This window comes from Pseudonocardia xishanensis (assembly GCF_039541715.1).
Lineage (GTDB): Bacteria > Actinomycetota > Actinomycetes > Mycobacteriales > Pseudonocardiaceae > Pseudonocardia > Pseudonocardia xishanensis.
In genome coordinates, this window is record NZ_BAABGT010000056.1 from 31487 (window position 1) to 44719 (window position 13233).

General features: G+C 72.8%; 15 protein-coding genes. 11 read left to right on the plus strand and 4 right to left on the minus strand.

Features of this window, described 5'->3' with window-relative positions; translation table 11 throughout:
• Positions 1-28: 28 nt before the first annotated feature.
• Genes ABD993_RS20340 through ABD993_RS20355 form a run of 4 tightly spaced genes read left to right on the plus strand, consistent with a single transcriptional unit; the run spans position 29 to position 3171 of the window.
• Positions 29-865, plus strand: coding sequence for a DUF1684 domain-containing protein (locus ABD993_RS20340; protein ID WP_345420706.1), 837 nt, complete (start codon positions 29-31; stop codon positions 863-865).
• Positions 862-1641, plus strand: coding sequence for an alpha/beta hydrolase (locus ABD993_RS20345; RefSeq protein WP_345420709.1), 780 nt, complete (start codon positions 862-864; stop codon positions 1639-1641). The genes ABD993_RS20340 and ABD993_RS20345 overlap by 4 nt, the downstream gene beginning before the upstream one ends.
• On the plus strand, positions 1638-2981 hold the full coding sequence (locus tag ABD993_RS20350) for an NtaA/DmoA family FMN-dependent monooxygenase (protein WP_345420711.1): 1344 nt from the start codon (positions 1638-1640) through the stop codon (positions 2979-2981). The genes ABD993_RS20345 and ABD993_RS20350 overlap by 4 nt, the downstream gene beginning before the upstream one ends.
• 40 nt (positions 2982-3021) lie before the next feature.
• Positions 3022-3171, plus strand: a complete 150-nt coding sequence (locus tag ABD993_RS20355) for a hypothetical protein (RefSeq protein ID WP_345420714.1) — start codon at positions 3022-3024, stop codon at positions 3169-3171.
• Here the strand turns inward: ABD993_RS20355 and ABD993_RS20360 are convergent.
• Complete coding sequence (locus tag ABD993_RS20360; RefSeq protein ID WP_345420717.1) at positions 3164-3736, minus strand: ABC transporter ATP-binding protein; 573 nt, start codon at positions 3734-3736, stop codon at positions 3164-3166. The two genes, ABD993_RS20355 and ABD993_RS20360, sit on opposite strands and share 8 nt — an antisense overlap.
• Positions 3737-4006: 270 nt before the next feature.
• Between ABD993_RS20360 and ABD993_RS20365 the strand changes: the two genes are divergently transcribed.
• From ABD993_RS20365 to ABD993_RS20390, 6 genes are all read left to right on the plus strand, one after another.
• Positions 4007-4279: a hypothetical protein gene (locus ABD993_RS20365; protein WP_345420720.1), complete on the plus strand. Its 273-nt coding sequence runs from the start codon at positions 4007-4009 to the stop codon at positions 4277-4279.
• 252 nt (positions 4280-4531) lie between these two features.
• Positions 4532-5881: an RraA family protein gene (locus ABD993_RS20370; protein ID WP_345420723.1), complete on the plus strand. Its 1350-nt coding sequence runs from the start codon at positions 4532-4534 to the stop codon at positions 5879-5881.
• Positions 5881-7293, plus strand: coding sequence for a TRAP transporter large permease subunit (locus ABD993_RS20375; protein WP_345420780.1), 1413 nt, complete (start codon positions 5881-5883; stop codon positions 7291-7293). The genes ABD993_RS20370 and ABD993_RS20375 overlap by 1 nt, the downstream gene beginning before the upstream one ends.
• 25 nt (positions 7294-7318) lie before the next feature.
• Entirely contained in the window at positions 7319-7633 is a 315-nt protein-coding gene (locus ABD993_RS20380) for a hypothetical protein (RefSeq protein WP_345420726.1), read from the plus strand.
• 28 nt (positions 7634-7661) lie between these two features.
• Positions 7662-8618: a cyclase family protein gene (locus tag ABD993_RS20385; protein WP_345420729.1), complete on the plus strand. Its 957-nt coding sequence runs from the start codon at positions 7662-7664 to the stop codon at positions 8616-8618.
• A 53-nt stretch (positions 8619-8671) separates the two neighbouring features.
• A complete protein-coding gene (locus ABD993_RS20390) occupies positions 8672-9439 on the plus strand; it encodes an IclR family transcriptional regulator (protein ID WP_345420732.1) in 768 nt (255 codons plus the stop codon).
• A 161-nt stretch (positions 9440-9600) separates the two neighbouring features.
• Here ABD993_RS20390 and ABD993_RS20395 read toward each other — a convergent pair whose 3' ends face one another.
• From ABD993_RS20395 to ABD993_RS20405, 3 genes are read right to left on the minus strand one after another with little or no spacing between them, the layout of a single operon-like run.
• Entirely contained in the window at positions 9601-10479 is an 879-nt protein-coding gene (locus ABD993_RS20395) for a DUF6282 family protein (protein ID WP_345420735.1), read from the minus strand.
• Between the two features lie 24 nt (positions 10480-10503).
• A complete protein-coding gene (locus ABD993_RS20400; RefSeq protein WP_345420738.1) occupies positions 10504-11250 on the minus strand; it encodes an HpcH/HpaI aldolase family protein in 747 nt (248 codons plus the stop codon).
• A complete protein-coding gene (locus tag ABD993_RS20405; RefSeq protein ID WP_345420741.1) occupies positions 11247-12152 on the minus strand; it encodes a cupin domain-containing protein in 906 nt (301 codons plus the stop codon). The genes ABD993_RS20400 and ABD993_RS20405 overlap by 4 nt, the downstream gene beginning before the upstream one ends.
• A gap of 252 nt (positions 12153-12404) precedes the next feature.
• Between ABD993_RS20405 and ABD993_RS20410 the strand changes: the two genes are divergently transcribed.
• Entirely contained in the window at positions 12405-13202 is a 798-nt protein-coding gene (locus tag ABD993_RS20410) for an IclR family transcriptional regulator (protein ID WP_345420743.1), read from the plus strand.
• Positions 13203-13233: the final 31 nt, after the last annotated feature.

Below are 13233 nucleotides of genomic sequence, written 5' to 3' on the forward strand. Positions count from 1 at the left end.
CCGACCGAGCCCGACAGGAGCACCGACCATGACCCAGACCCTGGATCCCGCCCTCCGCGCAGCGGAGTGGGAGCAGTGGCGGGCGGCGAACGAACGCCGCCGCCAGGACCCGTACGGCTATCTCGCCTACCGGGCCGTGCACTTCCTGGAGCGCGAGCCGCAGACCTTCCCCGGGGTACCCGGAGTGTGGACGACCGGGCCCGAGGGACCCGTCGTCGAGCTCGGCGAGGGGGAGTCGCTGCGGGTCGAGGGCACCGAGCGGAGGGGCGGGCACACGTTCGGTCCGGTCCGGGAGCGGGAGTTCCGCTGGGCCGCCGAGACCGGAGACGTCGTCCTGGAGCTCTCCCGGCGTGGTGGCCGTGACCTGCTCCGCCCGCTCGACCCCACGTACCCGTTGCGCGCGGACTACGTGGAGACCCCTGCCTACGCCTACGACCCGGCCTGGATCCGCCCGGCAGTGTTCGAGCGCTACCCGCAGGGGCGCCCGCACCAGGTCCGCGCGGCGGTCGAGGGCATCGAGCACACCCACGAGGCGGTGGGTGAGGTCGTCCTCACGGTCGACGGGAACGAGCACCGGCTCGTCGTGTTCGGCCGCGATGACGACTCCGACCTGGGAATCCTGCTGTTCCGGGAAGCGACCAGCGGGATCACCACCTACGCGGCGAGCCGGTCGCTCGCCCTGCCGTTGCCGAATGCGGGGGAGTCCGATCTGGTGGTCGACTTCAACAGGGCGGGCAACCTGCAGTGCGCCTACACCGACCACGCGCCCTGCCCGCTGGCGCCGGCGCAGAACCACCTCCCGTTCGCGGTCGAGGCGGGCGAGCAGATCCCCGTCCTGCGCGGTGGGCGGGAGGCCGTGCGATGACCGCTGCCACGGAACGTTCGGCAGTGGTCGAGTGGAGCGAACCCGACGGCGTGGTGCCCCGCGGGACCCTCGTCGTGCTGCCCGGGCGGGGGGAGCGGGCGGGGGTGTACGCCCGCCTGGGTCGGCGGGTCTCCGCGGACGGCTACCGGGTGCTGGTGCTCCCGGCGCCCACCGACGATCCTTCGCAGACCACGGAACGGGTCCGCGCCGTGCTCGCGGACGCCGGCTCGGGCCCGCACCCGCGCGTGCTCGTGGGCTCGGACACCGGGGCGCTGTTCGCGGCGGGCCTGGTCGCCGAGGGGCTGGCCGGGGTGGACGCCCTGGTACTGGTCGGGCTGCCCGGGTCTCTGCCACCCGGTCCGGTCGGCTGGGCGGCGGAGCTGGACGCACGGACCGCCTGCCCCGTGCACCGCGATGTGCTCGACGAGCAGGTCCGCCGGGGCGCCCTCGCCGAGCCGGTCCCCGCAGGCTGGGAGGCGGCCGCGGTCCCGGAGCTGATCACCGTGCCCGTCCTGGGGCTGCACGGCACGGCCGACACCGTGGCGTCGCTCGACGCGGCGCGGGCCTGGTACGCCCGGCTCGGCGTGGCCGAGCTGGTCTCCCTCGTGGGCGGACGGCACGACGCCCTCAATGACCAGAGCCACCGGACGGCCGCCGCGACGGTGGTGCTGTTCCTGGAGCGGCTGCGCGCCGGGCTGCCCGAGATCGCCCACGTCGAGCTGGCCCAGGCCCGCCCGGACCCGGCCTGGGCAGAAGACCACGGAGGATTCGGATGAGCCGCAGGATCCACCTCGCCCTGCATCCCTACGGGGTGGGCGGGCCCGGGCAGCACGGGTTGTGGAAGGACCCGAGCATCGCCAAGGACGCGAGCATCGACATCGACTACTACATCCGTCAGGCGAAGGCGGCCGAGGCGGCGCTGTTCGACGCGCTCTTCATCGTCGACAGCCAGTTCATCAACGCGACCTACCCTGCGCACTACCTCAACCGGCTCGAGCCGCTGACCCTGCTGTCCGCGGTCGCCACACACACCACGCACCTCGGGCTTGTCGGCACGCTCAGCTCCACGTACAACTCGCCGTTCAACCTGGCACGACGGTTCGCCTCGCTCGACCACATCAGCCGCGGGCGGGCAGGCTGGAACGTCGTCACCAGCTTCGACACCGGGACCAGCCGCAACTACGGGCTCGACGAGCACCTCGACTACCCGACCCGCTACGGCAGGGCACTGGAGTCGGTGCAGGTCGTGCGGGGTCTGTGGGACTCCTACGAGGACGACGCGTTCCCGGCGGACGCCGAGCGCGGCGTGTTCCTCGATCCCGACAAGCTGCACGCCCTCGACCACGTCGGCGAGCACTTCCGGGTCGCGGGCCCGCTCAACCTCTCGCGCTCGCCGCAGGGGCAGCCCGTGATCTTCCAGGCGGGCGTGTCCGAGGAGGGCCGGACGCTCGCCGCGCAGGTCGCCGAGGGCATCTTCGCCCCAGGCGGCACCCTTGACGCGGCCCAGGCCTACTACTCCGACATCAGGCGTCGCATCGCCGCCGCGGGCCGGGATCCCGACCACGTCACGGTCCTCATCCACGGCAGCCCGGTCGTCCGAGGCACAGACGACGCGGCCCGCAGGCGGGCCAGGGAGATCGACGACGAGGACCGGGACTTCGACCGCAGCCTCGCCCTGCTGGGACGCGCGTTCGGCGCCCACGACTTCAGCCGCTACGACCTCGACGCGCCTTTCCCTGACGTGGCCCACCTCGCGGCGAACGGCGGCCGGACCGGTGCCGCGGCGATCATCGCCCGGGCCGAGGGCGAGGGGCTCACCCTGCGCCAGGTCGCCGAGGCGTTCGCCGAACGCCCGGAACGCCCGTTCCTGGGATCGCCCACCACGGTGGCGGACACGATCGCCCGGTGGTTCGAGGCAGGCACGTTCGACGGCATCAATCTGGCGTTCCGCAACGACGAGGACCTGGCCTGGTTCGTCGACGGTGTGGTGCCGGAGCTGCAGCGCCGTGGCCTGTTCCGCACGGCCTACGAGTCGGACACCCTTCGGGGTCACCTCGGGCTGCCGGTCCCGGAGAACCGCCACACCCGCGCTCGGAACCTGGTGGAGGTCCGATGAGCAGACGGTTCCGGCTGGGCTTCCTCACCCACGTGCCGCAGTGCGCGAGTTCGCGCGGGACTTCGAGGTACGGCACGGCGCGAGCCTCGAGCTGACATATGTCGCCGAGATGTCGGCCGGCATCGTCGACATGGCGTCGGTGGCGGTGTGGGGAGTGGATCTCGGAGCGACGCCGCTGACGATCAGGTGAGTCGGCCTGCGGCCATGGTGCGGACGTGGTCGGCGTAGCCCCCGAGGCGGGCGCGGTCATGGCTGACGATGAGAATGGCGGTGCCCCGGTCGGCCAGGGTTCGCAGCCGATCGGTGACGGCCGCGGTGGTGGCGACGTCGAGGCTGGCGGTGGGTTCGTCGGCGACCAGGAGCGCGGGTTCGGCGAGCAGTGCGCGGGCGATCGCGACCCGTTGCGCCTGGCCGACCGAGAGGCTGCCGGGCCTGCGGTCGAGGTCCAGGTGGAGTCCGACGTCGGCCAGCGCTCGCTCGGCGGCGGCCCGGGTGAGGGTGCCACCGCGGGCCCGCACGGGCTCGGCGAGCGTGCGCCACAGCGGCCAGCGGCGGTCGAGGCTCGCGACGGGGTCCTGGAACACGGGCATGACGTAGCCCGGACGTAGCCGCCTGCGGGTGGTCTGCCCCTGGAGGGTGACGGTGCCGGAGTCGGGCGCTTCGAGTCCGGCGAGGATCCGGGCGAGAGTGGACTTCCCCGAGCCGGAGCGCCCGACGATCCCGACGATCTCGCCGGGGCGCAGCGCCAGGGACACGTCGTCGACCGCGGTGACCGGACCGTAGCGTCGAGAGACTCCGCGGATCTCGGCGACGGGTTCTCCGGTCGGCGCGGTCGGTGTGCGTCGTGGAGGTGGGACGGCCGCCTCGACCAGCGCCCACGGCGAGGCAGAGCCACCCCTCCTGGTGACGGCTCGCCGGCGGTGCGCCATGGACCTGGGCCATGCCGGGCGCGGTGACCGGCGGCGGGCTCAACTCGGTGGACCCCGGCTTCGTCCGCGTACGCGAGTCCGGCCACCGCCCTCGACGTGCCCTTCGTGGCGGCGGTCGGCGGGCATGCGATCGCGGGTGGGGCCGTGCTGGCCGCCGCCGCGGTCCTCGACCGGGCGGTCGCGGTCGCGGTCGAGCTCGCCGAGTCCGCTCCCGCCGACGCGTTCGCCCTGACGAAGCGACAGCTCCGCCACGACGGGGTGGTCCGCATCGCCGACAGCGATCTCGATGAGGTGCTGGCGATGTGGTGCCGGCGCGTCGAGGACGGCTGGACCGCCCGCTACCTGCAGAACACGGTGGGGGGACGGTGATGGACGACCTCTGTGGACGGACCGCGGGGCGACGCCGAGCCGTACCTGCTCCGGGGGGCCGGTGTCGAGCTGTCGCGCGGCGACACGGTCGCCGTCGATGGCGACCTCCCGGGTCTCCCGGTGGAAGTCCGGCACCGCGTCGAGCTCGGAGGCGTTGAGCGGCCGCACCCCTTGACTCCCATACCGCTCTGTGCGAATACTCTCCGCACAGCGATATGACTTACCACTGTATGGGAACTGCAAGGAGGCAGCATGAGGGCATCGGTCCTGGGGTTGGGTGAGGCGGGGACGCTCTACGCGTCCGGCCTGGTCACACACGGTTGGGCGGTGACCGGCTACGACCCCGCGGACAACGCGACCCCGGAGGGCGTCGTGCGCGCGGCGACCCCGGAGGACGCCGTGCGCGGCTCGGAGGTGGTCCTGAGCCTGGTCGGGGGCCGGTTCGCCGAGTCGGCCGCGGCGTCCGTGGCGGAGTATCTCGACCCCGATGCCCTCTACCTCGACATGAACGCGACCGATCCGGCCGTGAAGCGCCGGGTCGCGGCCGCGATCGGCGAGTCCCGGTTCGTGGACGTGTCGGTGGTCGGCTCCGTCCCGACGCACGGCAGTGCGACGGGCGTCGTGGTCAGCGGCGCGGCCTCCGCGGCGGCCGCAACGGTGTTCGCCGCACTCGGCGCGCCGGTCGAGGACATCGCCGGTGTCCCCGGGGACGCGACCGCCCGCAAGCTGCTGCGCAGCACGTTCATGAAGGGTCTCGGAGCGCTGATCGTCGAGTCGGTCGCCGCCGGGCGGGCCGCGGGTGCGGAGACCTGGGTGCGCGCGCAGATCGCCGCCGAGCTCACGACCGGTGAGGCCGCGGTGGACCGGCTGCACGACAGCACCGTGAAGCACGCCGCCCGGCGGGCGGGGGAGACCGACGCCGCCGCGGCGCTGGTGGACTCCCTCGGCCTGCGCCCGGTGATGACCAGGGCCGCCGCCGAGCTGCACCGCGACCGCGCGGACGCTGCGCTGGTACCCGCCGAGGACGACCTGCTCGCCCTGTTCGAGGGACTGCCCGTGGCGAACATCGGCGACGCGCGGGACCGTATGGGCATGCTCGACGGTGGTGTCCGCGCCCTCTGGAAGGGTGCCCGGGTCGTCGGCCGCGCCCGCACGGTCTGGGTGCGGGCCGGGGACAACAAGGCCATCCACGAGGCCATCGCGGTCTCCCGGCCCGGCGACGTGCTCGTCGTCAACGGACAGGGGGACACCACCCGCGCCCTGCTGGGCGAGCTGATGGCTGAGCGGGCCAAGCGCCGCGGCGTGCTCGGCATCGTCGTCGACGGCGCCCTGCGAGACGTCGGTGAGCTGGAGAAGATCGGTTTCATGGCCTGGGCGCGTGCGGTCACCCCGGCGGGTCCGTACAAGAACGGACCCGGCCGGGTCGACGTGCCGGTGGCCGTCGGCGGCGTCGTGGTGAACCCGGGCGACCTGATCGTCGGAGACGACGACGGCGTGATCGTCGTTCCCGCCGCCGAGGCCGCGTCGACCCTGCTGGGCGGGCGTGCCGTGGAAGCCGACGAGGCGCAGCGCCGCGCCGCGATCCTCGCCGGGACCGCGTGATGGTCGGCGTGTGGGCGCTCGTGGCGTTCGTGGGCGTGATCATCGTGTGGAACGCGGTGTTCAAGCGCAACATCGGCGAGGCGATGATCCTCGGGTTCGTCGCGGTGTGCGGGTTCGCGTTCGTGACCGACGGCGCCGGGGCCTGGTCCTCGATCGGCGAGGCCGTGCTGGACTCCATGCAGGAGGAGGTCACGTTCGCCGGGCTGGCCTTCGTGTTCATGTCCTACGTGCTGACCAGGACTCCGGTCCTGGACAAGCTGATCGACCTGCTCAACTCCGTGCTCGGGCGGCTGCGGGGCGGCCCCGTCTTCACCGCCACCGTCGCGGGCGGGATCTTCGGCGCGATCGCGCACGTCGGCGCCGCGGTGACCGCGGCGGTCGGTTCGGTGACGGTCCCCTGGATGAAGCGGTCCGGGGTCAGGCCCGAGCTCGCCGCGACCGTGGTCGCGGGCGGGGCGGGCATGGGTGTGAGCTTCCCGTTCTCCGCCACCATGTTCATCCTCGTCGGCGGGCTCGCAGCACAGGGCGTCATGCAGCCGGACGAGATCGTCGCCCCGCTGGCCTTCGCCGGTCTGTGGTGCCTCGGGTATCGGCTGGTGCTGGCATTCTTCCTGGTGCGCCGCAACGGCATTCAGCCCATCTCGGCCGAGGACAGGATCCCGTTCGGGCTCAGCCTGCGCTCGGGCTGGACCTCGCTGCTGCTGTTCGTGCCGATCCTCATCCCGCTGCTGCTGACCCGCGGCCCGGTCGCCGAGGCGCTCGGCACCTACTCCGGCGTCGGGGACGCGCTCAAGAAGCCGGTCGAGCTGGCGGACGGCACCGTCCTGGCCGCCCAGCCCTACGCCATGCCGGACGTGATCAGCCTGATCACCTGGATCCCGGTGCTGATGATCGCCCTGGTCCTGTTCCTCGGCCGGAGGCACCTGCCGAAGACGGTGTCCGGATGGTGGTCGACGATCGGCAAGGCCGCACCGTCGTTCGGCGTCATCGGCATCACCATCGTCGCGGCGTTCTCCGCGTCCAACGTCCTCGGCGACCTCGGCCTGGCCTCGCAGCTCGAGGGCGTGCTGGCCGGGCTGGACGCGCCCGCGTGGATCATGGCCATCGCCATCGGCGTGATCATCGTGGCGATCGCCATCCCGCTCACCGCCTCGGCGACCATGGCCGCCGTCGGGCCCGTCGCCGTCGTCGCGCTGATCGGCGCAGGCGTCCCGGCCCCGGTCGCCGCCGCCGCAGTGCTGATCTTCGCCTCCACCGAGGGTGCGTCGCCGCCCTCGGGTGCCCCGATCTACGTCGCGGCGGGCATCGCCCGGGTCGACCCGGTGAAGACCTTCGTGCCGCTGCTCAAGTACTACTGCCTGCCGATCCTGGCCATGGGCGTGTTCATCGCCACCGGCCTGCTGCCCGTCTGACGCCCCAGTCCCCGAGGAGTCCACGATGAGTTCGACGATGAGCCCGCCTGCGTCCACCACCTCCACGGCGGCCCGCGTGACGACCTTCCTGTTCGCCCTGGCCGTGGTGTTCTTCCTGCTCGCAGGCCTGGCGATCGTGATCGGCCAGATCGCCACGCTGGCGGCGGGGGACGCCACCGCGGCCCGGCACTGGGCCTCGACCCTGGCGCCCTACGCGTTCGGCGGCGCCTCGGTCGCGGGGTTGCTGTCCTTCGCCCTGTCCTACGGCTCCGCCGGCGGGGACGACGGCGACGACCCGGAGCCCGACGAGGGCGCCGACTCGGGCCGCGACCGTGGCTGAACACGGGACCGGCAGCGTACGACCGGACGTGCCCACCTACGCGCAGCTGCGTGGGCACGTCCCTCCGGGCTCGAGCTGGGGGGTGTTCGCCGAGGACCCCGAGCGCGGCACGGCGAACTTCGCCGGGCCCGCTCAGGTCCTCGACGGGATCGCGACCGTGACCCGGGGCGTGGCCTTCAGCCTCGACCACGCCCTCGACGCCTTCGACCCGCCGATGGCCCGAGCCCGAGCCGCCCCCCGGCACGAGATCCTCTCGGCGCACGCCGAGGCCCGCGACGACGTCCTGCACGGCTTCTACCTCCAGGCGACCTCACAGGTCGACGGCCTGCGTCATCGCCGCGCCTCCGGACACGGCTTCTACAACGGGGTCCCCGACGACGACATCCGCGCCGGGGCCCCCGCGCTCGGGGTGCAGCGGTGGGCCGAGAAGCCGATCGTCGGCCGGGGGATCGTCGTCGACGTCGAGGGACTCCTCGCCGCCGAGGGCACCCCGATCGACCACCGGGTCGGCCCCGCTCTGGACGTCGACGTGCTCGACCGCGCGCTGCTCGCCCAGGGCGACGAGGTCCGACCCGGGGATCTCGTACTCGTCCACACCGGCTGGGCCCGGTGGTTCCTCGACGCCGGGGACGACCTGCGCGCCGAGGTCCGCGACGCACGACGGGCCACCGGGTTCCGGCAGACCCTGGAGCTGCCCGAGTGGCTGTGGGACCACCGCGTGGCCCTGTTCGCCACCGACACGTTCGCCGTGGAGGTGCTGCCGGTCGCGGGAGACGCCTACCTCGAGTCGGCGCCGGAGGACCGCGGCATGATGCACCAGGAGCTGATCGCCAAGCTCGGCGTCCCGCTCGGCGAGCTGTGGGACCTCACCGGCCTCGCGGCCGACAGCCGGGCGCACGGCCGGTGGGACGCGTTCGTCACGGTCAAGCCGCTGAACCTCGTCGGCGGCGTCGGGTCGCCCCCCAACGCCACCGCGGTGCGATAACGGGTCGGCTCACCACTCTGTGGAAAGATGGTGGCCGACCAGGGGAGGACGGAGTGCCGGACGTCGAGGCGGCGAAGCCCGCCACCAGCATGCGCTCGTTGGAGCGGGCGATCGACGTCCTCGAGGTGCTCGACAGCGGCCACCATCCGTTGCGGCTCAGCGAGATCGCCCGTCGCGCGGGGTTGCCGGTGGCCACCACCCAGCGCATCCTCGGTGTGCTCGAGGCGCGCGGGCGGGTGGAGAAGGACGCCGTCGGCTACCGCCCCGGCGTCGGTCTGATCTTCGGGGCGCACGCCTACCTCGCAGGCAACCCCATGTTGACCGCCGCCCGCCCGATCCTGCAGGACCTGGCCGGTGCCACCGGCCTCACCGCCTCGCTGTTCCGGCGGCTCGGCTGGTCCCGGGTGGTCCTCGCCCGGGTCGAAGGCGGCACCCCGCTGCGCTACGAGCTGCCCATCGGCGAGCGGCTCCCGCTGCACGTCGGCGGGGGGAAGACCCTGGCGGCGTTCATGGACGAGGAGGAGACGGCGGCGTTCCTGGCTCAGGTCGAGCCCCACACCCGCGCAGACGGGGTCGTGGTGACGTCGGCGGAGCTCGCCGCCGAGCTCGCGGAGGTCCGCGCGGTGGGCTACTCGACCGCCCGCGGCGACCGCGAGCCCGGTATGGCCTCGGTGGCCGTGCCGGTCCCGGAACCCGACAACCTCGCCATGGCCGCCATCCAGGTCACCGGGTCGCAGGCGGACATCCCCCTCGAGCGGATCCCCGAGCTCGGCGCGGAGCTGAAACGGGCCGCCCTGGCGATCTCCCGCCGCACGTTCTGACGCGCGTTGCCGTGGGAGCCGGCGAGGACTGCCTCGTCGGCGGTCCGCCCGCGCGAGCAGCGGCGCTCTCCACGGATCTCCCTGCCCGGACCGCCTGCGGGGGCCGGGCGATCGAGGAGCCACTTCACGGCGTGATCGGCATGTCCGCCCGCCGCGAGACCTCAGTCCAGCCCGAGGAGCTCCCGCGGGTTGTCGTGCACGATGCGCCGCAGGTCCTTCTCGGGCAGCCCGAGGTCCAGCAGCGCCTCGCCGACGCGGCGGAACGCGTCGACGGGGCGCGGGAAGCCCGCCTGGCCCAGGTCCGAGCCGATCAAGGTGTTCTCGGGGCCCAGCGCTGAGATCCACTCCATGAGCTGCTCCACCGGCCACCGCATCGTCGCGCCGGGGTCGTACATGTGGAGCTCGTGCTCGACGAGCGCACCACCCTCGATGTAGCTGGAGCACTGCGTGGGGTCGGCCCCGATGACGAAGTCGGGATGCGACACGACGAACTTGCGGACACCGTGCTCGCGGGCCACCGCGAAGCAGGCGCTGATGTCCTCGGGATGCAGGTGCCCGCCGTTGAGGACCGCATCGTGCTCGGCGACCAGGTCGAAGATCGGCAGGAGCTCCGGGACCACCTCGCCGTCGCGGACGACCTCGATCCGCTCGGCGGTGAGCTTCACGGTCGGGGTCGGGAAGCCGAGGTTCTCGGCGTGGCAGTCGATGTGCCTGCCGGAGGAGACCGTGGGCATGTACACGACCTTGCCGCCGAGTCCCAGGCACAGCTGGACCTGGGCGAGGTTGAGGCCGCCGACGGTGGAATTGAGGGCGACCGCGCCGATCACCTCGGTGGGGATGTCGGCCAGCAGCGGGCGTTGGGCGAGCACGTCCATCTGCGTGTTGTGGTGGTGGCACTTGGCGACCATCGCGCGCATACGCAGCCGCTCCCAGCCGTCCCGGGCGCCGCCCGCGTGGTCGAACTCGCGGGGCATGGGGGAGGGGCCGGAGTGGCAGTGCATGTCGACGAGGCCGTCGAGGATCTGGTCGATGGTGGTCATGGTGTCCTTCTCGGTGTCGGAGGGTCAGCGGGAGTCGGCGACGACGGCCCGGGCGGCCTGGCCGAGCAGCGAGGCGTCGTTGCCGACCAGGACGAAGTCGTGGTGTCCGGGCAGGGCGCGGGCCGCGGCGGCGGATCCGACGGCGGTGCCGAGCGGGAGCTCGAGCTCCTTCGCGGCGCTCGCGACGTCGTCGAGGAGGCGGGTGAAGTCGGGGGCGTCGGGGGCGTGCCCGCTGGCGACGGCGAGGTCGGCGGGTCCGACGAACAGCGCGGCCACGCCCGCCACGGACCCGATCCCGCGTGCGGCGTCGACGGCCTCCCGGCTCTCGAGCTGCGGGATCACCGCGACCTGCTCGCCGGAGGCCCGGTACCCCGGGACGTCGGCACCCCAGGCTCCGGCGCGGACCGTCGGGCCGTAGCCGCGGGCGCCGTGCGGCGGGAAGCGGCCCGCGGCGACGACGGCGGCCGCGTCCTCCGGGGTGTCGACGTGGGGGACCAGCACGCCCGCGGCCCCGGAGTCGAGGACTCGGGAGATCGTCGAGGGGGTCCGGTCCGGGACGCGGACCAGAGCAGGGACCCCACACCCCCGGGCCGCACCGAGCAGCTGGTGCACGGTGAGCACGTCGAGCGGCGAGTGCTCCATGTCGACGACCAGGAAGTCGAACCCCGCATGGGCCAGCAGCTCGACGCTGTCGACGGCGGGCAGCTTGACCCAGGTGCCGAGTGCCGTCCGGCCGAGCCCGGCGAGCAGGTCGCGGAAGGTCGTCGTCACGACGGCACCGGGTAGTCGGCGGCGTTGATCACCCAGCCGTCCTCGGCGGAGAAGTCGTGCCGGGGCGGGCAGAAGATGTCGATCAGCTGGTTCCGCACCCGACTCACGGACTGGCTCGTGTGGACGGTGGGTGGAGGGATGATCGCGACCGACGGGCTGCCGACGTGGACGTGCTCGTCCGCACGCCAGTCGGCCATGTCCGGGGTCCAGGGACTGCGGATGTGGTGCACGTACTGCCCGTCGACGGCCAGCGAGCACTGTTCGAAGTCGTCGTGGTGGTGCGGCGAGAGCTTCGCCGGGTCGCGAGGACCGTAGTCCGGGTCGAACAGGTTGACCATGAAGGTGCTGCAGCGGAACAGCCGCCCGAACCGGCCCTGTTCGTAGGGATGCTCGGCCACCGGGTAGACGCGCAGGGCGGGCCCGTCGACGGGGTCCGGCCACGGGGCGAACGGGGCGACGTTGGCGTGTGGTTCGGCGTAGTCGCCGTGGTTGCGGCAGCGGGCGAGCACGTCCGGCGAGGCGGCGGAGAACAACCGGACGACGGCGGTGTCGGCGGTGACCTCGACGCGGCTGTCCCCGGCCGGGACGACCACCATGGCCGCCCCCTCGACCGCGGACTGCTGCCGGCCCGCGGTCAGCTTCGCCGCCGCGGTGTCCTGGGGGAACAGGACGACGTACTCGTCCGGCTGCCCGGTCCTCTCGAGTGTCTCGCCCGCGCGGGCCTGGGTGTAGGCGAGGGCGAAGTTCTGCCCGCGCACCCACCAGGTGCGGCTGCCCGCGTCGCTGGTCTCGTCCGGCTCCGCAGTGGTGAAGTCGACGTACTGTGCGGGCGCGTTCGGCTCCGCCGCCCGCGACGGGGCGGTGGCCAGGCTGCTGCGTGGATCATCGGATCCATAGGCCATGACGGCTCCTCTGTCTCACTGTCCGCTGGGACCGAGCGCGACGGGCGAGACGGAGCGGTCGAACGTCGGCGCCGACTCCGTTCACATTATGAACATCGCGTTCGGTTTGTGAACGAATCGAGGGTGACACAGGCGGACGTACTCTGGCAAGAAGTGAGCACGGAGGCCGGATGTGCGCATCCCGGCTTGTCAAAGGTCGGAATCGCGCTTACCGTATGGCGAACAGATCGTTCACATGACGAACGGACAGCGATGACAGAGTCGTCACCGAAGCGCGCCGACGCCCCGCAGGGGGACATCCAGGCGGTGACCCGCGCGAGCCAGATCCTCGAGTTGTTCCGGCCGGACCGTCCCGCGCTGACCGTGCCGGAGGCGGCCGCGTCCCTGGGGCTCAACCGCACGACGACTCACCGCTACTTCGCCACGCTCGTCTCGGCGGGCCTGCTCGAGCGTAGTCGCGACGGCGCGGCGTTCGTGCCCGGCGGGCTCCTGGTCCAGCTCGGGGCCTTCGCACTCGGCAGGCGGGCCGTCGTGGACCTCGCTCCTCCGCACCTCGTGGCCCTGGCCAGGTCGAGCAGGCTGTCCTCCGCCCTGAGCCTGTGGGGGGCGAGCGGTCCGGTCGTCGCGCGGGTCGAGGAGGACAACAGCAACCCCGTCGTCGTGTCGGTGCGCATCGGCCACCAGCTGCCCGTCGACTCCGCGCAGAGCAAGGTCTACCTGGCCTTCATGGCCGACCAGCTGCGGGCCGAGCGGCTCATGGCCTCGCTGGCGGGGAGTGAGCGGCGCAAGCTCGTCGAGAGCGTCGACCGCGCCCGCGAGACGGGCCTCGCGTCCACTCACATCGTCGACAGCGACATCACCGCCGTCGGTGCGCCGATCTTCGACGAGTCGGGGATCTGCGCCACCATGGCGATCATCGGCACCGCTCGGACCCTGCCCGTGGACACCCCCGGGCCAGCCTGGCGCGACCTCGCGGGCACCGCCTACGAGCTCAGCAAGGAGCTCGGCGGCGAGCACCACTTCCCCGAGGACTTCGCGGCGCTGCTCTGACGTCGCCCGTCCGATCGCACACCCCGACACC

Coding starts and splice junctions, on each gene's coding strand:
- ABD993_RS20340 (WP_345420706.1), top strand. CDS start 29: ATGACCCAGACCCTGGATCCCGCCCTCCGCGCAGCGGAGTGGGAGCAG.
- ABD993_RS20345 (WP_345420709.1), top strand. CDS start 862: ATGACCGCTGCCACGGAACGTTCGGCAGTGGTCGAGTGGAGCGAACCC.
- ABD993_RS20350 (WP_345420711.1), top strand. CDS start 1,638: ATGAGCCGCAGGATCCACCTCGCCCTGCATCCCTACGGGGTGGGCGGG.
- ABD993_RS20370 (WP_345420723.1), top strand. CDS start 4,532: ATGAGGGCATCGGTCCTGGGGTTGGGTGAGGCGGGGACGCTCTACGCG.
- ABD993_RS20375 (WP_345420780.1), top strand. CDS start 5,881: ATGGTCGGCGTGTGGGCGCTCGTGGCGTTCGTGGGCGTGATCATCGTG.
- ABD993_RS20380 (WP_345420726.1), top strand. CDS start 7,319: ATGAGTTCGACGATGAGCCCGCCTGCGTCCACCACCTCCACGGCGGCC.
- ABD993_RS20395 (WP_345420735.1), bottom strand. CDS start 10,479: ATGACCACCATCGACCAGATCCTCGACGGCCTCGTCGACATGCACTGC.
- ABD993_RS20405 (WP_345420741.1), bottom strand. CDS start 12,152: ATGGCCTATGGATCCGATGATCCACGCAGCAGCCTGGCCACCGCCCCG.
- ABD993_RS20410 (WP_345420743.1), top strand. CDS start 12,405: ATGACAGAGTCGTCACCGAAGCGCGCCGACGCCCCGCAGGGGGACATC.